The sequence below is a fragment of the Streptomyces fractus genome (genome assembly GCF_049844455.1).
GTDB classification, from domain to species: Bacteria; Actinomycetota; Actinomycetes; order Streptomycetales; family Streptomycetaceae; genus Streptomyces; species Streptomyces fractus.
Map to the genome: position 1 here is coordinate 3461046 of NZ_JBMYHI010000002.1, position 19609 is coordinate 3480654.

Annotated in this window: 20 protein-coding genes; 10 read left to right on the top strand and 10 right to left on the bottom strand. The window is 71.3% G+C overall.

What is annotated here, in order from left to right:
• Window positions 1-4: 4 nt before the first annotated feature.
• Together ACP4E5_RS17350 and ACP4E5_RS17355 are read right to left on the bottom strand one after the other, a co-directional pair.
• Window positions 5-2098 carry a VMAP-C domain-containing protein gene (locus ACP4E5_RS17350; protein ID WP_425829672.1) on the bottom strand — a complete coding sequence of 698 codons (2094 nt, stop codon included), beginning with the start codon at window positions 2096-2098 and terminating at the stop codon, window positions 5-7.
• A complete protein-coding gene (locus tag ACP4E5_RS17355) occupies window positions 2095-2583 on the bottom strand; it encodes a CU044_2847 family protein (protein WP_425829674.1) in 489 nt (162 codons plus the stop codon). The genes ACP4E5_RS17350 and ACP4E5_RS17355 overlap by 4 nt, the downstream gene beginning before the upstream one ends.
• 177 nt (window positions 2584-2760) lie before the next feature.
• On the opposite strand from ACP4E5_RS17355, the gene ACP4E5_RS17360 reads away from it, so the two are divergent.
• Entirely contained in the window at window positions 2761-2946 is a 186-nt protein-coding gene (locus tag ACP4E5_RS17360) for a DUF6104 family protein (RefSeq protein ID WP_010061466.1), read from the top strand.
• A gap of 84 nt (window positions 2947-3030) precedes the next feature.
• On the opposite strand, the gene ACP4E5_RS17365 is transcribed toward ACP4E5_RS17360, so the two are convergent.
• Window positions 3031-3903, bottom strand: a complete 873-nt coding sequence (locus ACP4E5_RS17365) for a hypothetical protein (protein WP_425829677.1) — start codon at window positions 3901-3903, stop codon at window positions 3031-3033.
• Between the two features lie 169 nt (window positions 3904-4072).
• Here ACP4E5_RS17365 and ACP4E5_RS17370 point away from each other — a divergent pair, with 169 nt between their 5' ends.
• Together ACP4E5_RS17370 and ACP4E5_RS17375 are read left to right on the top strand one after the other, a co-directional pair.
• Window positions 4073-4972, top strand: a complete 900-nt coding sequence (locus ACP4E5_RS17370; protein WP_425829679.1) for a DUF4097 family beta strand repeat-containing protein — start codon at window positions 4073-4075, stop codon at window positions 4970-4972.
• Window position 4973: 1 nt separating this feature from the next.
• A complete protein-coding gene (locus tag ACP4E5_RS17375) occupies window positions 4974-5957 on the top strand; it encodes a PadR family transcriptional regulator (RefSeq protein ID WP_425829681.1) in 984 nt (327 codons plus the stop codon).
• Between the two features lie 73 nt (window positions 5958-6030).
• Here the strand turns inward: ACP4E5_RS17375 and ACP4E5_RS17380 are convergent, their stop codons facing one another.
• Together ACP4E5_RS17380 and ACP4E5_RS17385 are read right to left on the bottom strand one after the other, a co-directional pair.
• The gene (locus tag ACP4E5_RS17380) at window positions 6031-6993 is read right to left on the bottom strand and encodes a zinc-binding dehydrogenase (protein WP_425829683.1); all 963 of its coding nucleotides are present in this window, start codon (window positions 6991-6993) and stop codon (window positions 6031-6033) included.
• Window positions 6994-7115: 122 nt separating this feature from the next.
• Window positions 7116-8330 carry an NAD(P)-dependent malic enzyme gene (locus ACP4E5_RS17385; RefSeq protein ID WP_425829685.1) on the bottom strand — a complete coding sequence of 405 codons (1215 nt, stop codon included), beginning with the start codon at window positions 8328-8330 and terminating at the stop codon, window positions 7116-7118.
• Window positions 8331-8895: 565 nt separating this feature from the next.
• Here ACP4E5_RS17385 and ACP4E5_RS17390 point away from each other — a divergent pair.
• The 3 genes from ACP4E5_RS17390 to ACP4E5_RS17400 all read left to right on the top strand — a co-directional run bounded on the left by ACP4E5_RS17390 (window position 8896) and on the right by ACP4E5_RS17400 (window position 11635).
• Window positions 8896-9852: an ABC transporter substrate-binding protein gene (locus tag ACP4E5_RS17390; protein WP_425829687.1), complete on the top strand. Its 957-nt coding sequence runs from the start codon at window positions 8896-8898 to the stop codon at window positions 9850-9852.
• A gap of 71 nt (window positions 9853-9923) precedes the next feature.
• Entirely contained in the window at window positions 9924-10868 is a 945-nt protein-coding gene (locus ACP4E5_RS17395) for an amino acid ABC transporter permease (RefSeq protein WP_425829689.1), read from the top strand.
• Between the two features lie 14 nt (window positions 10869-10882).
• Window positions 10883-11635 carry an amino acid ABC transporter ATP-binding protein gene (locus ACP4E5_RS17400; RefSeq protein ID WP_425841424.1) on the top strand — a complete coding sequence of 251 codons (753 nt, stop codon included), beginning with the start codon at window positions 10883-10885 and terminating at the stop codon, window positions 11633-11635.
• Between the two features lie 104 nt (window positions 11636-11739).
• Here the strand turns inward: ACP4E5_RS17400 and ACP4E5_RS17405 are convergent, their stop codons facing one another.
• On the bottom strand, window positions 11740-12510 hold the full coding sequence (locus ACP4E5_RS17405; protein WP_425829691.1) for a class I SAM-dependent methyltransferase: 771 nt from the start codon (window positions 12508-12510) through the stop codon (window positions 11740-11742).
• An 84-nt stretch (window positions 12511-12594) separates the two neighbouring features.
• Here ACP4E5_RS17405 and ACP4E5_RS17410 point away from each other — a divergent pair, with 84 nt between their 5' ends.
• Window positions 12595-13224: a CGNR zinc finger domain-containing protein gene (locus tag ACP4E5_RS17410; protein WP_425829693.1), complete on the top strand. Its 630-nt coding sequence runs from the start codon at window positions 12595-12597 to the stop codon at window positions 13222-13224.
• Here ACP4E5_RS17410 and sodX read toward each other — a convergent pair.
• Window positions 13128-13571 carry a nickel-type superoxide dismutase maturation protease gene (sodX, locus tag ACP4E5_RS17415; protein ID WP_425829695.1) on the bottom strand — a complete coding sequence of 148 codons (444 nt, stop codon included), beginning with the start codon at window positions 13569-13571 and terminating at the stop codon, window positions 13128-13130. The two genes, ACP4E5_RS17410 and sodX, sit on opposite strands and share 97 nt — an antisense overlap.
• A gap of 204 nt (window positions 13572-13775) precedes the next feature.
• On the opposite strand from sodX, the gene sodN reads away from it, so the two are divergent.
• The 3 genes from sodN (at window position 13776) to ACP4E5_RS17430 (ending at window position 16104) form a co-directional block, all read left to right on the top strand.
• The gene (sodN, locus tag ACP4E5_RS17420) at window positions 13776-14171 is read left to right on the top strand and encodes a superoxide dismutase, Ni (protein WP_306323441.1); all 396 of its coding nucleotides are present in this window, start codon (window positions 13776-13778) and stop codon (window positions 14169-14171) included.
• 169 nt (window positions 14172-14340) lie between these two features.
• Complete coding sequence (locus ACP4E5_RS17425; protein WP_425829697.1) at window positions 14341-15165, top strand: ATP-grasp domain-containing protein; 825 nt, start codon at window positions 14341-14343, stop codon at window positions 15163-15165.
• 54 nt (window positions 15166-15219) lie between these two features.
• On the top strand, window positions 15220-16104 hold the full coding sequence (locus ACP4E5_RS17430; protein WP_425829699.1) for an NAD(P)-dependent oxidoreductase: 885 nt from the start codon (window positions 15220-15222) through the stop codon (window positions 16102-16104).
• Between the two features lie 27 nt (window positions 16105-16131).
• On the opposite strand, the gene ACP4E5_RS17435 is transcribed toward ACP4E5_RS17430, so the two are convergent.
• The 3 genes from ACP4E5_RS17435 to ACP4E5_RS17445 all read right to left on the bottom strand — a co-directional run bounded on the left by ACP4E5_RS17435 (window position 16132) and on the right by ACP4E5_RS17445 (window position 19514).
• A complete protein-coding gene (locus tag ACP4E5_RS17435; protein ID WP_425829701.1) occupies window positions 16132-16731 on the bottom strand; it encodes a GNAT family N-acetyltransferase in 600 nt (199 codons plus the stop codon).
• Between the two features lie 160 nt (window positions 16732-16891).
• Entirely contained in the window at window positions 16892-17995 is a 1104-nt protein-coding gene (locus ACP4E5_RS17440) for a family 2 encapsulin nanocompartment cargo protein polyprenyl transferase (protein ID WP_425829703.1), read from the bottom strand.
• 112 nt (window positions 17996-18107) lie between these two features.
• A complete protein-coding gene (locus ACP4E5_RS17445) occupies window positions 18108-19514 on the bottom strand; it encodes a family 2B encapsulin nanocompartment shell protein (protein WP_425829705.1) in 1407 nt (468 codons plus the stop codon).
• Between the last annotated feature and the right edge of the window lie 95 nt (window positions 19515-19609).

The following is a 19609-nucleotide window of genomic DNA, read 5'->3' on the forward strand; positions in this document are numbered from 1 at the left end:
GGCGTCACGGCGCCTCCAGAAGTTCTCCCGCGCCCGGCAGATCCAGGTTCGGGTCGTCGTAGATCAGGGCGATCCCGTCCGCCCAGTACGCCTCCGTGTGGCTCTCCAGGAGCTTTCTGCGCAACTCGTGGACCCGCTCCGGGAGATGACGTGCCCCGCGCGCGTCGGCGACCGTGACGGCGGCGCCGCGGTGGAACTCTCCGCACACCGCCGCCGAGCGAACCGGGCCGCGGCGCCACAGGGCGACACCGAAGCCGCCCAGCAGTATCCGGGCCAGCGCCACGGTGTCGTCCTCGTAATGGTGCTCTCCATAGCGACACATCACCGGTACGGATCCGGACGGGAGATTGCGCAACGCGAAGCCCTCCGGCACCGGCCTCGGCACTCCCTGGTCGCAGTCGAGGAACTCGGCCGTGGCGTTGTGCGCGTGCAGCCAGCGCCAGCGGTCCGCCCGGTCCTCGTCCCACTCGGGCGGGGCCGGGTCGCACTCCGCGAAGCCGTGCTCGCCCGGCAGCCGGTCCCGGTCCCCGCAGCGCAGCACGACGGGGCCGCGCGCGCCGAGCGGCGGTTCGTCGGGCCGCGTCCGCCAGGCGTCCACCGGCAGGTCGAGGCGGGCGTGCGGGAGCACCACCTGGAGGATCGCGGGCCAACCCGGCTCGTCGCACTGCCGGAAGGCCTCCGCGAGGGGCGCGGCGAGCCGCTCCGGGAGGGCGTCGGTCGGGGTGCACACGTCCTGCTGCACGCAGTCACGCGCGCCCCCCGGCCTGGTCACGTACACCTGCCAGTCCCAGCGGCCACGCTCCCAGCTCCGCTCGACGAGTTCGAGCAGCGCGGTGTGCCGGGTCGCGGGGTCCCGCGGCGGCTTCGGCCCGGTGCAGGGCGCCGTGATGCGCTTCGGACGCTCGGCCCACTGCTTCTCGATGCGCCGTCTGCGCGTCCCGTCGAGCCAGCCCTCCGCGGCCTGCCGCACCCACTCCCACAGGGACTCCTCCGCGCCCGTCGTGCCCGGGGTGACGAAGGGGCGCTCGGCCAGCAGGGCCTGCATCGCGTAGTCGAGCACGAGCCCGGGCACTCCCTCGTCGCGCGCGCCCTCGTACAGGGCGCCGAGCCCGTCGCGCCAGCCGCGCGGCGACGGCAGCGGTATGTCGCCCTCGAACTCCGGGAGCGACTCCAGGATGTCGAGCAGACCGCGGGTGCTGACCGGGGGCGGAAGGTCGGCGAGCCGGCCGAGCAACTGGGCGCGCTCGCCCGGGGTGAGCGTCCGCCCCGGCCGCGCGCCGAGCCGGTTCTGCACGTCGGCCCACGTGTTGCGCGCGGGCCGCGACTGCCGCTGGCGGTCCCGGTGGTAGCGGTCGTGGGCGTGGAAGACGGCCTGGTAGAGGTCCTCGTGCTCGGCCCACACGGCCTGCCCCGGCACCGGACCCGGCAGCGTGCGCAACTGCTCGGTCCCGATGGACGTGCCACCCCGCCCGTGGTCCGCGCGCGACTTCAGTACGCCGATGACCTCGCCGCGCACCGGGTCGACGACGGGGCCGCCGGAGATCCCGTACGGCAGGTCGTTCTCCCCGAGGCGCAGTACGCCGGAGGACGAGCCACCGAGGGTGCCCTTGACGGCGATCGGCCCGTCGAGGCGGCTCATCTGTCCGTCCACCACGGTCCATCCGGCGTAGAAGACCTCGCCCTCGCTGTAGTACACGGCGGGCCGCTCGGCTACGTAGACGCACTCATGGTCGACGGGTTCGCGCAGCCGCACGAGGGCGAGGTCGGGGACGGGCCACTTGCCGGGCACCGCCTGGTCGACGCCCTCCGGGAGCGTGGCCACGACCTCCCCCGGTACGTGGGACGTGCCGCGGCCGGTGCCGCTCTCGTAGGCCACCGTCAGCTCGCCCCCTTCCCCGCCGCGTGCCACATGTGCGCAGGTCAACACCCAGTTCGGGGCGATGAAGAAGCCGCTCCCGACGAAGCTTTCGGGTTCGTCGGCTGCATACCCGGGCCCCGTGCGATGAATGCGCACGGTCGCCGCCATGACGAGTTCACGCAGTGCATGGAGGGCGCCATCCCGCTTGCCCTGTGCGCCCCCGTCGCGCCCAGGTGTCATGCCCCGGCCCCGGCGACGGTCGGGTCGGCTCCCCCGTGCGCCTGGGCGCCGGGTGACGCGCCCGTGGCCGCGCGGGGAGCGGGTGGCGTGCCGCCGGCCGCGAGGGTGGCGGGGTCCTGCGGGTTCTCCAGGTCGGGCGGTCCTTCGTTCCAGGTCAGCGTGACCTTGATGCCCGCCTTCGCCTCACCGTCCGCGAGCAGCCCCACGACCTTGCCCGCCTTGGCCGTCAGCTCGACGCCGAACTCGACGCTCACCTCGTCGGGGCGCACGGCGCGCAGCGGCCGCGCGAGGGAGCGCGCGACGCCCGTCACGAGCGCGTGCAGGCTCTCGACGCTCGCCTCCACACGGTCCGTGAATCCGGTGTCGGAGAACGACAACTCACCTTCTCGTACGCCCAGTTCATCGGGATCGCCGGATATCCGGGCCCACACCGGCGTCCCGTCCGGCAGCGCGATCCGCGCGACCCTGGTCACTTCCTGCCCCATACCGCTCCCCCGTTTTCCGTTCCCCGCGACCTGCCTTGCGGGACAAGGGTCCTTCCCTGGATGAGCGGGAGCTACCCCTCGGGCGGGCTTCATGGTCACCCGTCCCCATAGGCTTGGTGGGCAGTCACACCACGCCCGCGCGCCCGCGTGGGCCCCGCACGCAGGAGAAACAGCCCCATGTACTTCACGGACCGCGGCATCGAAGAGCTGGAGAAGCGGCGCGGCGAGGAGGAGGTCACCTTCGAGTGGCTCGCCGAGCAGCTGCGGACGTTCGTCGACCTCAATCCGGACTTCGAGGTCCCGGTGGAGCGGCTCGCCACGTGGCTGGCGCGGCTCGACGACGAGGACGACGAGGACGAGTAGCCCCTCGGGGGCATATCCGGGGACTCATCCAGTAGCCCCTTCGGGGCCTGGTCGGGGCCTAGTCGGGGGCTGGTCGGGGGCTGGTCACTGCGTCCAGGGGGTCTTTCGCGCCGCGCGCATCCTCTCGTACGCGAATCCCAGCGCCCCGTGCAGCAGGAGCAGCGCCCCCGCGGTGGTCCAACCACCGCTGCGCCGCCGCAGGCCGTGCACGGTGAGCGGCAGCCCGGCCGCGAGCTGGGCAGCGGCGATCAGCCGTGCCCTGGGACCGCGCAGCCAGGGGCCGACGCTCGTGGCCTCCACGACGTCGAGCTCGGCGTGCACGGCGTCGCGCCAGCCCGACCAGCTGACCTGCTGCGCGTCCGGCTGGATCCGCGCGACCTCGCGCAGCCGGTCGGCGGGTTCGCCGGGGGTCAGTCCGGTGGGGAGGGAGAGGCCGGTGCGGGTGAGGACCGCGAGCAGGCCGAGCATGCGGGCGCGGGCGTCGTTCACGCCGCCGCTGTCGGTGTCGCTGGTGCCGGTGTTGGTGTCCGGTTTGGCGAGGGCTTCGAGGGCCTGTAGGTCGAGTACGGGATCCAGGCCCAGGCGCGCCGCGAACGTGCGCAGCGCCTCGGCCTCACCGACCGGGGTGCCGTTCGCGAGCCATTCGTAGCCGACGGGCCGACGGAAGCCGGACGCCAGCGTGAATCCGCTGCGGTCGGCGTCCCACCACAGCGCGAGCACCGGCCAGGTCGCGCCGACGGCGAGCGCGCCCGCCCAGCCGCCGAGCACCCGGTCGACGGGTTCGCCGCCGCCGTCCTCCATGGACAGCCACGGCTTCGCCTCCGGTACGAGGACGCTCCACTCGTCTCCGGCGCGGGTGAGCAGCATCCGCTCGCGCAGCAGCTGGGCGGCGGGCCCGACGACGGACGGTTCGGCACGGCAGAGCAGCAGCGCACCGGCGGGTTCGAGGGACGACATGGCCCCACGCTAGGGCAAGTCGGTGCATTTCCGCAGCAATTGGACGGCCCACCGGGCGTCGGGGCACGGACTTCCGCGACAGTCTTGACTTTCCCCAACCGCGATATATCGTGTTTGACAGAGGACGCGATATGGCGCGTTCACTCCTGGCCGTCAAGGAGGTCGCACCATGCCCGAGTGGTCCGTCACGGAGCCGCAGAAGCTCGTCTTCGACGAGCCGGTGTCGGCCCTGCACGTACGCATCGTGAGTGGTGCGGTGAATGTGGTGGGGACGGCCGAGGGCCCGGCCCGCCTGGAGGTCTCGGAGATCGAGGGACCGCCTCTGCGCGTGACGCAGTCGGGCGGCACCCTCACCGTCGCGTACGACGACCTGCCCTGGAAGGGCTTCCTCAAATGGCTCGACCGCAAGGGCTGGCACCGCAGCGCGGTCGTCTCGCTCGCGGTCCCGGCGGACACCCGGGTCGAGGTCGGCGTGGTCGGCGCCGGCGCCGTGGTCTCGGGCACGGAGGGGGTGACCGAGGTGAAGGGCGTCACGGGCGACACGACACTCGTCGGCGTCACGGGCCCGGTGCGCACCAGCACGGTGTCCGGTGGCGTCGAGGCACAGGCGGTCACCGGCGACCTCCGGTTCAACTCGGTCTCCGGCGACCTGACCGTCGTGGACGGCTCGGGCTCCTTCGTCAAGGCGGACACGGTGAGCGGGTCGATGATCGTGGACCTGGACCCCGCGGGGCCCACGGACGTGAGCCTGACGAGCGTCTCCGGCGAGATCGCCATCCGCATCCCGCACCCGGCGGACACGGAGGTCGAGGCGAACACGGCGAGCGGCGCGGTGTCGAACGCCTTCGAGGACCTGCGGGTGGCGGGCACCTGGGGCGCACACAAGATCACCGGCCGCCTGGGCGCGGGCACCGGCAAACTGAAGGCGACGACGGTCTCCGGGTCGATCGCCCTGCTGCGCAGGCCCCCCTCGGAGGAGGCCCCGCACCCTCAGGACCCGCACCCTCAGGAGCCCTCGGACACCCCCGAGCCGCAGGACGCCGACCCCGCCGACAAGAAGGTGCTCTGACATGCCCCCCGTCTTCGCCCACGGCCGCCTGCGTCTCTACCTGCTGAAGCTGCTCGACGAGGCGCCGCGGCACGGGTACGAGGTCATCCGCCTCCTGGAGGAGCGCTTCCAGGGCCTGTACGCACCCTCGGCCGGCACGGTCTACCCGCGCCTCGCCAAGCTGGAGTCGGAGGGCCTGGTCACGCACACCACGGAGGGCGGCCGGAAGGTCTACGCGATCACCGAGGCGGGCCGGGCCGAGCTGGCCGACCGCAGCGGCGAGCTGGCCGACCTGGAGCTGGAGATCCGTGAGTCGGTGGCCGAGCTGGCGGCGGAGATCCGGGCCGACGTGCGGGGAGCGGCGGGCGATCTGCGCCGCGAGGTGCGTGCCGCCGCGTCCCAGACCCGCGCGGAGCCGGGTGACTTCACCGACAAGGAGGCCTGGCGCGCCACCAAGGAGGAGGTGCGGCGGGCCAAGCACGAGTGGAAGGAGCAGGCGCGGCGCGCGAAGGACGAGAGCCGCCGGGCCCGCGAGGAGGCCCAGCGGGCGCGCCGCCAGGCCAAGGAGTCGCAGGAGCAGGTGCGGGCGCAGGCGGCGGAGGACTTCCAGCGCATGGCCAAGCGCGTCCAGGAGCAGGTGCAGGACCACTTCACGCGCGGCGACTGGCCGACGGGGGTGCGTGAGGGACTGACCGAACTGGCCAAGGAGTTCGGCGAGTTCGGCAAGTCCTGGAGCAAGGACGCCGGGCACACCGCCCCGGCCGACCCCCAGTACCGCCCCCCGGGCGACGAGGTGCCCGCCGAGTACGTCCCGTCCTGGGCCTCGGAGGACTCCAGCGGCGACCCGGCCCGCGACCTGGACCGCCTCCTGGACCGCTTCCGCGACGACATTCGCGACGCGGCCCGCGACCACGGCGTGACGGAGCCCCAACTCCGGGACACCCGCCGCCACTTGTCGGCGGCGGCGGCCCATATCGCGGCGACACTGCGGACACCGAAGGCGTAGGGCCCGGCACAGCGGGCGCGAAAAGGGGCGCCCGGCAGGCCGCCGGTACGCCCCTCGCCGCGCGGCCGCGGCGTCAGACGCTCAGCACGACCTTGCCGAACAGTTCGCCACCGGCCATCTTCTGGAAGCCCTCGCGGGCCCGGTCCAGCGGCAGCACCTCGTCGATCACCGGCCGGACACCCGTGGCCGCGCAGAAGGACAGCAGGTCCTCCAGCTCGTCCTTCGACCCCATGGTGGAGCCGACGACCTTGAGTTCGAGGAAGAAGATCCGGTTCAGTTCCGCGGCGGGCGGGTTCGGCCCGCTCGTCGCGCCCGAGATGACCAGAGTCCCGCCCGGCTTCAGCGACTTGACGGAGTGCGACCAGGTGGCGGCGCCCACGGTCTCGATCACCGCGTCCACCCGCTGCGAAAGCCGCGCCCCCGTCTCCACGGCCTCCACGGCACCGAGCTCCAGGGCCCGCTTGCGCTTCGCCTCGTCGCGGCTGGTCGCGAAGACCCGCAGGCCCGCGGCCTTGCCGAGGACGATCGCGGCCGTCGCGACCCCGCCGCCCGCGCCCTGCACGAGGACCGAGTCACCGGGCCGTACGCCCGCGTTGGTGAAGAGCATCCGGTACGCGGTGAGCCACGCGGTCGGCAGGCACGCGGCCTCCTCGAAGGAGAGCTCCTTCGGCTTGCGCAGCACGTTCCACTCGGGCACGGTGACCTGCTCGGCGAAGGTGCCCTGGTACTTCTCGGTGAGGATGGAGCGCTTCTCGCGCGGCCCGACCCCGTATCCGGTCTGGCCGATGACGGAGTGCAGGACGACCTCGTTGCCCTCGCTGTCGGTCCCGGCTGCGTCGCAGCCGAGGATCATCGGCAGGGACTCCTCCCCGAGGCCGACCCCGCGCAGCGACCACAGATCGTGGTGGTTGAGAGAGGCGGCCCTGACGTTCACGGTGGTCCAGCCGGGCCGGTTCTCGGGGGCGGGCTGCTCCCCCAACTCCAGTCCGTTCAGCGGCTGGTCACGGTCGATTCGGGCTGCGTAGGCGGCGAACATGACCTTGACGATAGGCGGCGGGACCAGGCCGGGGAACCATGCCGCGCTGTGACCCCAGTTACGACGAAGGCCCCGCCGGAGCGGGGCCTTCACCAAGCGGAACGAACTCCGCACGAACCGGACTACCGGCGCGCCACACCCTCCGCCCGAGCGGCGGCTGCGACCGCCGCGGTGACGGCCGGCGCCACCCGCTCGTCGAACGGCGACGGGATCACGTACTCGGCGGACAGCTCGTCACCGACCACCGCGGCCAGCGCCTCGGCCGCCGCGATCTTCATCGTCTCGGTGATCCGGGAGGCCCGGACCTGGAGCGCGCCGGCGAAGATGCCGGGGAACGCGAGCACGTTGTTGATCTGGTTCGGGAAGTCCGAACGCCCGGTCGCCACGACAGCCGCGTACTTGTGGGCGATGTCGGGGTGCACCTCGGGGTTCGGGTTGGCCATCGCGAACACGAAGGCGCCCTTCGCCATGGAGGCGACCGCGGGCTCGGGGACCGTACCGCCGGAGACGCCGATGTAGACGTCGGCACCCGCGAGGGCGTCCTCGAGGGAGCCGGAAAGGCCCGCCTTGTTGGTGATCTCGGCGAGCTCGCGCTTGACCGGTGTGAGGTCCTCGCGGTCCCGGCTGACGATGCCCTTGCGGTCCGTGACCGCGACGTCGCCGAGACCCGCTTCGAGGAGGAACTTCGCGATCGCGACGCCCGCCGCACCGGCGCCGGAGATCACGGCGCGCAGCTCACCGAGCGTGCGGCCACTGAGCCGGGCCGCGTTCTTCAGGGCGGCCAGCGTCACGACGGCGGTGCCGTGCTGGTCGTCGTGGAAGACGGGGATGTCGAGGCGCTCCTGGAGCTTCTGCTCGATCTCGAAGCAACGCGGGGCCGAGATGTCCTCGAGGTTCACGCCGCCGAAGGACGGGGCGAGGCGCACGACGGTGTCGACGATCTCGTCGACGTCGTTCGTCGAGAGCGCGAGCGGCACCGCGTCCACGCCGCCGAACTGCTTGAAGAGGATGGCCTTGCCCTCCATTACCGGGAGGGAGGCCTCGGGACCGATGTCACCGAGTCCGAGAACGGCCGACCCGTCCGTCACGACGGCCACGACGCTGGACTTCCACGTGTAGTCGTGAACGAGCTCCGGCTGCTCGGCGATCGCGCTGCACACCTTCGCGACGCCGGGCGTGTACGCCAGGGACAGGTCGTCCTTGTCGCGGACCGGCACGGTGGCCTGCACGGCCATCTTGCCGCCACGGTGCAGCGCGAAGGCCGGATCGAAGGGCTCGTCGGAGCCCTCGTTGCCGGTACTCGCGTCGCTGCGAGGGTTGACGATCTCCGCTGCCACTTTTCTGACCCCTTAAGTCATGTTGCACAGGTTGAGGGTGGTTCCGTCCCTGATTGAGGGACGGGCGGGCACCGCGCACGCGCCGGACGGTCCTGTTGTGGGCCGCCCTGTGGGCACCTGCGCGACGGACGCGCCGCACGCGCGCCCTGAGCCCCGGATGAGGGGTGTAAAGAACCTTCTTACCCGACGGGCGGTGTCGGGGACGAGCCCGCCCGTGATCGATCACGCCTCGGTGACATGACTCATAGCCGAATATATGGACAAGTCCACAAGTCGATCGCACAAAACGAGGGAAGTCCGCCCGAATGGTGAGACAGCGGGCGGTCCGCCGGAGGATCTCCGGCCACGGGGCGAAAGATCCGCAGATGCTGCACTCCCCATGCACCCTGAAACCGGGGGTGGTTGGCACTCTTCGGACACCCGTTATCCGATTTTGACATGGCCGACCTCCTGAATCGGCGAGTCCGAATGGCAAGATGCCTCATCACACGAGGTCGCGACACCCGAAGGTGTGTGCCAGGGCGACCAGCACGGCAACTCCCACACCCAGCCGGAGGAACCAACCATGACCGCAAGCACCACCCAGCGCACGACCGCGAAGTCCGCGAAGTCCCGGATAGCCGCGGTCGGCGCGATCGCGGTCGCCGGCACTCTGCTGCTGACCGGCTGCGGTGACCAGACCAAGTCCGACAGCACCAAGGGCGGCTCGAAGTCCGCGCCGCTGGCGGACAAGCTCCCCAAGGAGATCCGCGACAAGGGCGTCATCCGGGTCGGCTCGGACATCGCCTACGCGCCCGTCGAGTTCAAGGACAAGTCCGGCAAGGCGATCGGCATCGACCCCGACCTCGCGAAGGCGCTCGGCAAGCAGCTCGGCGTGACGTTCCAGTTCCAGAACGCCACGTTCGACACCCTGGTCACGGGCCTGAAGTCGAACCGCTACGACCTCGCCATGTCGGCCATGACGGACACCAAGGACCGTCAGGAGGGCATCGACTCCGACACCGGCAAGAAGGTCGGCTCGGGCGTCGACTTCATCGACTACTTCAACGCCGGCGTCTCGATCTACACCCCGAAGGGCAAGACCCAGGGCATCAAGACCTGGGACGACCTCTGCGGCAAGAAGATCGTCGTGCAGCGCGGCACGGTCTCCCACGACCTCGCCAAGTCGCAGGCCAAGAAGTGCCCGTCCGGCAAGAAGCTCGGCATCCAGGCCTTCGACGACGACCAGCAGGCCCAGACCCGGCTGCGCTCGGGCGGCGCGGACGCCGGTTCCTCCGACTTCCCGGTCGCCGCGTACGCGGTGAAGACCTCGGGCGGCGGCAAGGACTTCCAGATGGTCGGCGACCAGGTCGAGGCCGCCCCGTACGGCATCGCGGTCTCCAAGGACCAGAAGCAGCTGCGCGACGCGATCAAGGCCGCGCTCGACGCGATCATCAAGAACGGCGAGTACGACAAGGTCATCGCCAAGTGGGGCGTCGAGGCCGGTGCCGTGAAGTCGGCGTCCCTCAACGGCGGCAAGTGACCGCGCGTTCCACGTCATTGACCGCGCGGCTCACGTCATGGACGTCCGCGACGTCGTGAAAGGCAACATCCGTGTCTGTTGACATAGACAAGACGGACGGCGGGCCCGAGGGCACGCCGTCCGCGGCCCCGCCGGAAGCCATCAAGGCCATCCCGGTGCGGCACTACGGGCGGTATCTCTCGGCGCTGATCGCCGTCGCCGTTCTGGCCCTGATCGTCTACGCGTTCGCGCAGGGCAAGATCAACTGGGGTGCCATCCCGGACTACTTCTTCGACGACCGGATCATCACCGGAGCCGGCAAGACGCTGCTCCTGACGGTCCTGTCGATGGTGATCGGCATCGTCGGCGGCATCCTGCTCGCCGTGATGCGCCTGTCGAAGAACCCGGTGACCAGCTCCATCGCCTGGTTCTACATCTGGTTCTTCCGCGGCACCCCGGTCCTGGTCCAGCTGTTCGTCTGGTTCAACCTGGGCCTGGTCTTCGAGTACATCAACCTCGGGCCGATCTACAAGGACTACTGGTCGTCCTTCATGACGCCGTTCCTGACGGCGCTGCTCGGCTTCGGCCTCAACGAGGCCGCGTACATGGCGGAGATCTGCCGAGCCGGCCTCCAGTCGGTCGACGAGGGTCAGACCGAGGCCTCGCACGCGCTCGGCATGAGCCACGCGAAGACGCTGCGCCGGGTGATCATCCCGCAGGCGATGCGCGTGATCGTGCCGCCCACGGGCAACGAGGTCATCAACATGCTGAAGACGACCTCGCTGGTGTCCGCCGTGCAGTTCCCCGACCTGTTCCGGGCGGCGCAGGACATCGGCCAGCAGTCCGGCTCGCCGGTCGAGATGTACTTCCTGGCCGCCGCCTGGTACCTGGTCATGACGTCGATCCTCAGCATCGGCCAGTTCTACATCGAGCGGCACTACGCCCGCGGCACGAGCCGCCAACTGGCGCCCACCCCCTGGCAGAAGGTGCGCGGGAGCCTGTTCTCCCTGGGCCGCCCGAACGGAGGCATGGCATGACCGAGCAGCACGCCATGGTCAAGGCCGAGCAGGTCCACAAGTCCTTCGGCCACGTCGAGGTCCTCAAGGGCATCGACCTGGAGGTCAAGCAGGGCGAGGTCTTCTGCCTCATCGGCCCCTCCGGCTCCGGAAAGTCGACGTTCCTGCGCTGCATCAACCACCTGGAGAAGATCAACGCCGGGCGGCTGTACGTCGACGGGAGCCTGGTCGGCTACCGGCAGCAGGGCGACAAGCTGTACGAGCTGCGGGACCGGGAGGTCGCACAGCAGCGCCGGGACATCGGCATGGTGTTCCAGCGCTTCAACCTGTTCCCGCACATGACGGCCGTCGAGAACGTCATGGAGGCCCCGGTCCAGGTCAAGAAGCAGTCGAGGTCCGAGGCCCGTACGCGGGCCAAGGAACTGCTCGACCGGGTCGGCCTCGCCGACAAGGCCGACAGCTACCCCTCGCAGCTCTCCGGCGGCCAGCAGCAGCGCGTCGCGATCGCCCGCGCGCTCGCGATGGAACCGAAACTGATGCTGTTCGACGAGCCGACGTCGGCGCTCGACCCGGAGCTGGTCGGCGAGGTCCTCGACGTCATGCGCGACCTGGCCGAGTCCGGCATGACGATGATCGTCGTCACGCACGAGATGGGCTTCGCCCGCGAGGTCGGCGACAGCCTGGTCTTCATGGACGACGGCGTGGTCGTCGAATCCGGCGACCCCCGCGAGGTCCTGACCAACCCCAAGCAGGAACGCACCCAGTCCTTCCTGTCGAAGGTGCTGTAACACTCCGCTCCGCGAGCGGCGGCTGAGCGAATCAAGCCCCTGCGGCGATTGAGCAGCGGGGTCCGGGGCAGCGCCCCGCGACCGCAACGCCGTCGCCGCAGGGGCTACTTCACGCCCAACACCATCGCGTCGGAGGGCGAACACCACACGGCCCGCGCCTCCCCGAACCCGCCCGCGCGAAGCGCAGCCGCATGCCACGCCGCCGACGGCGTATCCCCGTCCGCGTGCTCCCCATAGATCTCGAACCGCTCGGCCGTCGGCCCCGCCAGCACCGGATCCTCCGCGGCGAGGGCCCACCAATCCGCCCAGTCCACCGCGCCGTCCCCCTTGGCGGCAGCCATCCGCGCATGCCGCAGCGCCCGCTCCGCGGCGTTGATCCGCGGCGTCGTCTGGTCGATCATGTGGTCCGCGTTCATGAAGACGCCGCCGTCGCGGACGAGCCCGGCGACCTGACCGTAGAGCGTCGCGAGGGGTTCGGAGTGCAGCCAGTGCAGCGCGGTGGCGGTGAGCACGGCATCGTACGCATCGTGCGGCAGCGCCTTCGTCCAGCGCGGATCCTTGAGGTCGGCGGTGACGAACTCGACCCGCCCGTCCCCCTCGAACGTGCCCCGCGCGATGGCGAGCAGCGCCGGATCGAGGTCGACGCCCACGCTGGTGGCGTCGGGGAACCGCGTGAGCAGCCGGTCGGTGATGCTGCCGGTGCCGCAGGCGAGGTCAAGCACGCGCGGCGCGGGGCCGACGAACGCCTCGACCATGTCGAGCATCACCCGGAACCGCTCCTCGCGGTCCGGCATGTACCACTCCTGCTGGCGGTCCCAGCTCTCCTGCCAGGCTCGCCAGTCGGTGGTACGAGTGGTGGCGGCGGTCTCGGACATGAACCCTCCCGTAATACCCTTAAGTCGCGAGCGAGTATTACCCTCGCTCAACACGACGATAGAGCGCACCGGTAAGGACTACAAGTGGAACTGGCCTATTACTCGGACTATGCCGTGCGCCTCGTCAACACCGAGGAGCCGATGCGCGGCAAGGACTCCCTGACGTCGGTGGAGGCGGTGCGCGAGCTCTTCGGCGCCAGCAAGGACGCGGCCCGCCGCGCCACGGACGCCGATCTGACCCGCTTCAGGGGCGTACGAGGACGGCTGCGCGCGGTGTTCGAGGCGGCCGCCGGGGGCGACGAGGAACTCGCGGTGAACCTGCTGAACTCGTTGCTCCTGGAGTTCCCGGTGAGCCCGCAGATCTCCGGACACAACCACCGCGACGACGACGGCCGTCCGCTGTGGCACCTGCATCTGTCCGACCACCCGTCGAACGCGACGGCCGGTTACGCCGCCATCGCCGCGATGGGTCTCGCCTTCCACCTCACCGAGTACGGCGTCGACCGCCTCGGCCTGTGCGAGGCGACGCCCTGCCGCAACGCCTTCCTGGACACGTCCACCAACCGCTCCCGGCGCTACTGCTCGGACCGCTGCGCGACCCGCGCGAACGTCGCCGCCTACCGGGCCCGCAAGCGCTTGGAGGCCGACCGGTCCGAGAGCACCGGACGTACGGCCGAGAAGACCCAGGACAGCACCGCCGTCACCGAGCGCTGACCCTCGCCCTCGGCCCACGGCCTGCGGCGCCGCAGCCGGCCGCGCACCTTCGCGAGCACCAGCTCGTCCGGCACGACCCCGTACACCGTGCTGTCGCCCCCGGCGCCCGGGTTGTCGCCGCGCACCCACCAACCGCCCTCGCGCCGCTCGGCGATCCGCTTCACCACCAGCAGATCCTGCTGGAAGGGGTGGCGCAGGACGATCACATCGCCCGCCCGCACCCGCGCCCCGTGCTGCACCAGCATCCAGTCACCGGGGTACAGCGTCGGGACCATGGAGGGCCCCTCCACCTCAATGATCTGAAACGGCACCTTCGCCTCGCGCATCTCCTCGATCGCCTCGGGCATCAGAAAACCTCCCCGGTTCCCACCGCTGCCTGCGCAGCCACTCCCGCCGGACCGCTGCCCTTACCGTCCCATCCTCCACCAGACGCACGGGTCTGGGTCTCACCCCGGACTTTTGTCCTAAGCCCCCGGGGGCACCCGAGAAAAGCCGTTCCCCACGGAGTAATGTCGCACCCGAGAAGACGATCACGAGGAAGGAACAGCTACATGCTTTCCCGCCTGTTCGCCCCCAAGGTGAAGGCCAGCGCTCACTGCGACCTCCCCTGCGGCGTGTACGACCCCGCCCAGGCCCGCATCGAGGCCGAGTCGGTCAAGGCCGTCCAGGAGAAGATGGCCGGCAACGACGACCCGCAGTTCCAGACGCGTGCCATCGGCATCAAGGAGCAGCGCGCCGAGCTCGCGAAGCACCACGTCTCGGTGCTGTGGAGCGACTACTTCAAGCCGCCGCACTTCGAGAAGTACCCGGAGCTGCACCAGCTGGTCAACGACACCCTGAAGGCCCTCTCGGCCGCCAAGGGCTCGTCGGACCCGGCCACGGGCCAGAAGGCTCTGGACTACATCGCCCAGATCGACAAGATCTTCTGGGAGACCAAGAAGGCCTGATCCAGGTCCTGTTCACACCGGCGACCGGCGGGCGGTGCACCCCCGCGGGTCCGTGAACCTCTGAAGGGGCCCGGTCGGGCGGCACTGCCGCCCGACCGGGCCCCTTCGGCATCACCCCTCGCGCATCCCTCTTCGGCATCACCCTTTTGGCACCATCAGGAGTCCCGTTTTGTCCCCGCGCCGCCCCCGCGTCCTCTACGTCACCGATCTCGCGTATCCCGCCCGGGGGCGCCGCTACTGCGACGAGGACATCCACCTCACCTCCCGGTTGCGCTCCGCGTTCGACCTCGCCCTGTGCCACCCGCTGGACGCGACCGCGCTCATGGACGGCTTCGACGCCGTCGTGGTCCGCAACAGCGGCCCGGTGCTCGGCTACCAGGAGGCGTACGACGAGTTCCGCACGCGGGCCCTGGAACGCGGCACGAACGTCTACAACCCGCTGACCGGGCGCGGCGACATGGCCGGCAAGCAGTACCTCGTGGACCTGACCGCGGGCGGGTATCCGGTCATCCCGACGGTCGACCGGGCGGCGGACCTGGACCGGCTGCCGAAGGCCGACACGTACATCGCGAAGCCGAAGCTGGGCGCGGACTCGGTGGGCCTGCGCGCCGTACCCCCCGCCGAGCTGACCGAACTCTCCTTCGGGGACGGCCTGCTGGTGCAGCCGCGCATCGACTTCGCCTACGAGGTGTCGTTCTACTTCGTCGACGACCAGCTGCTGTACGCCCTGTACGCGCCCGATCCGGCGCGCCGCTGGGAGCTGCGCCCGTACGAACCGACCGCCGCCGACCGGGAGTTCGCCCGCTCCTTCGTCGAGTGGAACACGCTCCCGCACGGCATCCAGCGCGTCGACGCCTGCCGCGCCCCGGACGGCGGGCTGCTCCTCGTGGAGCTGGAGGACCTCAACCCGTATCTCTCGCTCGACCTGGTGGACGAGGCGACGCGGGAGGCGTTCGTCGCCGCGATGGAGACCTCGGTACGGGCTAGCGTCTGAGGTGGAGACCCCCGGAGGACACACCCGCACACACCGCACCCAGGGAGTTCGCTCATGAGCAGCACCGCCCCGTCCGCCGCCCGCCCCGTCGTCGCCGTGCTCGGCACCGGCACGATGGGAGCGCCGATGGCCCGCAATCTGGCCCGCGCCGGGTTCACCGTGCGCGCCTGGAACCGGACGCGTACGAAGGCCGAGCCGCTGGCCGCCGACGGCGTGACGGTCACGGACAGCGCGTCCGACGCGGTCCGTGACGCCGATGTCGTCCTGACCGTCCTGCCCGACGGGCCGCGCACCCTGGACGTCGTCCGGGAGGCCACGCCGAAGCCGGGCACCGTGTGGGTGCAGTCCGGAACCGTGGGCGAGGGCGTCGACGAGCTGGCCGAGTACGCGGCCCGCGCCGGACTCCTCTTCGTCGACGCGCCCGTTCTGGGCACCCGGCAGCCCGCCGAACAGGGCGCGTTGACCGTGCTCGCGGCCGGCCCCGAGGCCACGCGCGAGACCGTTCAGCCGCTCTTCGACGCCGTCGGCTCCCGCACGCTGTGGGTCGGCGACGGCAAGCCGGGTCCGGCCAGCCGCCTCAAGCTCGCCCTCAACTCCTGGGTGATCGCACTGACCACAGGCGTCGGCGAGGCCCTCGCGCTGGCCCGCGGGCTCGGCGTGGACGCGAACGACCTGGTGGAAGCCATCACCGGCGGGCCGCTGGACAACGCGTACTTCCAGAACAAGTCCGCGGCCATCCGCGGCGGCGACTACACCCCGAGCTTCTCCGTGGACAACGCGGCGAAGGACGCGGGCCTGGTGCTCGCCGCGGCCGAGCGCGCGGGCATCCGCGTGGACGCGGTGGCGGCCGCCCGCGACCGCTTCCAGCGCGCGTCCGAGCAGGGGCACGGCGACGAGGACATGGCCGCGACGTACTTCGCGAGCTTCCCCGACGCCTGACCGGCCGCCGCCCGGCTCACGGCGGCGTCAACCGGCGTCGGGCTCCCGCCACATGGGCCAGATCGTCGGCCCGTCCGGCAGGTCGATCGCCGTCCCGGTGAACACGAACCCGAGGCGCTCGTACAGCTCCCGGCTGCGCGGGTTGCTGGCCTCCAGGTAGGCGGGCAGCCCCTCGCGGTCGCAGCGCTCGAGCACCGGCGCCATCAGCGCGGTCCCCAGGCCCCGGCCCTGCCGCTCGGGCGTGACGCCGATCATCCACAGGTAGGCGTGCGCCCGGCCCACGGGATGCGCCTGCGCCGTCCACCGGGCTATCTGCTCCACCCGTACGTTGTCGGGGTCGACGGCCGCCCGTACCTGCGCGGGCACGTCCTCCTCGCCCTCGTCCTCCGGGTCGGCCGGCATGTCGACCCACAGGGCGACGGCCGAGCCGTCCTCGGTGAGATCCACGAAGCCGTCCGCGAACGTCGCGTCCGTGAACGCCGCCATGAGCCCGGAGTGCCGCTCCCTGCGCCGCTGTTCACCGGGGAACACCCAGCCGCTGACCGGGTCGTCCATGAACGCCTCGTCGAGCAGCCGCACCACGAGCTCCCGGTCCGCTGCCCCGGCCCGCCGAATCCCCACACCCACCAACATCGCCCCTCACTCAACCCGCGTGCCCTGTACGCCCGTTGGCACTCTAGACGATCAAGTCCCCCCACCGGCCGGGAGGCCACCGGTGCCACTGCCGGGCCGCGGGGCCGCCGGCCGGGCCGCCGTCGGCACACGACGGCGGCCCGGTCGGCAGGCGTCAGTACCCGCGGCGCGTGACGAACTCCGCCAGGGACAGCAGACCGTCCGCCGCCTCCGGAACCGGGACCGCCCGCGACAAGCGGTCCACCGCGCGGGACATGTGGTCCGCGGCCTGCGCCTGCGCCCAGTCCCGGCCACCGGCCCGCTCCACGGCCAGCGCGATCGCCTCCAGCTCCGCCACTCCCTCCTTCGTCGGCCCCGGCGGCCCGTACAGCGCCGCCAGTTCGTCCGCCGCCGCCCCGCCGGAGGCGAGCGCGGCGACCACGGGCAGGGACTTCTTGCGCACGGCCAGGTCCGCGCAGGCCGGCTTGCCGGTGCGGACCGGGTCGCCCCAGATCCCGATCACGTCGTCGATCAGCTGGAACGCGAGGCCGGCGCAGCGCCCGAACGCGTCGAGCGCCTCGACCTCCTCCTCGCCCGCCCCCGCGTACAGCCCGCCCACCGCGCACGCGCAGCCGAGCAGCGCCCCGGTCTTGGCCTCCGCCATGGCCAGCGTCTCCGGCAGGGACACGTCCGCCGGGTCCCGTCCCTCCAGGGCGACGTCGACGGCCTGGCCCTCGCACAGCTCCACCACACAGGCCGCGAGCCGGGCGGCCGCGGCCGAGGCCACCGGATGCCCCTCCTCGGCGAGCAGGCGCTGCGCCTGGGCCTGTATCGCGTCGCCCGTGAGGATCGCGTCGGCGTCCCCGAACACCGCCCACGCGGTGGGCCGGTGTCTGCGGGTGGCGTCCCGGTCCATCACGTCGTCGTGCAGCAGCGTGAAGTTGTGGGTCAGCTCCACGGCGGCCGCCGCCCGCACCGCCCGCTCGGGCCGCCCGCCGAGGGCCCGCGCCGCGGCGAGCACGAGGGCGGGCCGCACGGCCTTCCCCGCGTTCCCCGTCGCGGGCGTGCCGTCGGCGTGCTCCCAGCCGAAGTGGTAGCGGGCGACGCGGCGCATCGATCCCGGCAGGGCCTCGACCGCCCGCCGCAGTTCGGGGTCGACCGCGGCCCTGGCCTGCGCCAGGATCGCCGACGCCTCCTGCGCCTCGTGCCCCTCCGCCGCGGCCGCACCGGCCGCCTCTGCTGCCACGCGCCTCTGCTCATCCACGGCCGGCTGTGTCATGGGCTCACCCCCGAAAGGGTGCGGACGGTGGCGGTTCCGCTGCGGGTGGGCGCGTACCCCCTCGGTGTACCCGCCCGGTCGGGCGGGAACCCGGCGGACGGGGCGCGGCTCGTCACCGCCACCTGCCGACCTCGACGTTCTCCAGCACTCCGAGCGCATCGGGCACCAGGACCGCCGCCGAGTAGTACGTCGTCACCAGGTACGAGATGATCGCCTGCTCGCTGATGCCCATGAACCGCACGGACAGGCTCGGCTCGATCTCGTCCGGGATGCCGGACTGGCGCAGTCCGATGACGCCCTGGTCCTCCTCTCCCGTACGCATGCAGATGATGGATGTGGTTCGCGTGTCCGACACCGGGATCTTGTTGCACGGATAGATCGGCACACCGCGCCAGGTCGGGATGCGGGTCCCGCCGACGTCGATGCTCTCGGGGGCCAGGCCCCGCTTGTTGAGTTCGCGGCCGAACGCGGCGATCGCCTTCGGGTGCGCGAGGAACAGCTTGGAGCCGCGCCGCCTGCTGAGCAGTTCGTCCATGTCGTCGGGGCTCGGCACTCCGTCGTGCGGCTGCAGGCGCTGGTCGTACTCGCAGTTGTTGAGCAGGCCGAACTCCCGGTTGTTGACGAGCTCGTCCTCCTGGCGCTCCTTCAGCGCCTCGACGGTGAGCCGGAGCTGGTGTTCCGTCTGGTTCATGGGCTGGTTGTAGAGATCGGCCACGCGCGAGTGGATGCGCAGCACGGTCTGGGCGACGCTCAACTCGTACTCGCGCGGCGCGGGCTCGTAGTCGACGAAGGTGCCGGGCAGGACGGCTTCCCCGACGTGGCCGGCCGCGAGGTCGATCGCCTTCTCGCCGTAATGGTTGGACCGCTGCTCGGGGAGCGAGCGCAGTTGCTGGAGGTGGCCACGCAGCGATTCGGCGCGCTCGGCGACCTGCTCGAAGTCGCCCCGCGACAGCGTGAGCACGGTGCACGCGGTGGCCGCCCGCGCCGTGTACTCCCAGATGCTCTCCGGGTCGAGGAGTGCCTGGTCGCCGAAGTACGCGCCGTCGGCGAGCACTCCGAGCACCGCGTCGTCCCCGTAAGGGCCGGTGCCGACCTTCTCCACGCGCCCGTGCGCCAGCAGGTAAACCTCGTCGGCCCGGCTACCGAAGGAGGCGAGCAGTTCGCCGGCCGCGAACTCCCGCTGGGTGCAGCGCTGGGCGAGCTCGGCAAGGACGTCCTCGTCCTCGTACCCCCGCAGCGCGGGCAGTTCCCCCAGCTCGGCGGGGATGACCCGGACGTCGTCCCCCGTCTTCACGAATGTGACGCGGCCGTCCCCGACCGAGTAGCTCAACCGTCGGTTGACCCGGTACGTACCGCCCTTCACATCCACCCAGGGCAGCGTCCGCAGCAGCCAGCGGGAGCTGATCTCCTGCATCTGCGGTGCGGACTTGGTGGTCGTGGCCAGGTTCCGCGCCGCGGACGTGCCCAGACTCTTCTGCGGTCCGGGGGTCTGCTCGCGGACCTCTTCGCCTACCGACATGTGCAATGCCCTCCCGATCATGAACTGACCTGCATGGACAAGCCTTCAGCACGGAGCGCGCTCGCACCATTACACAAACGGGCGGGAATGGATGA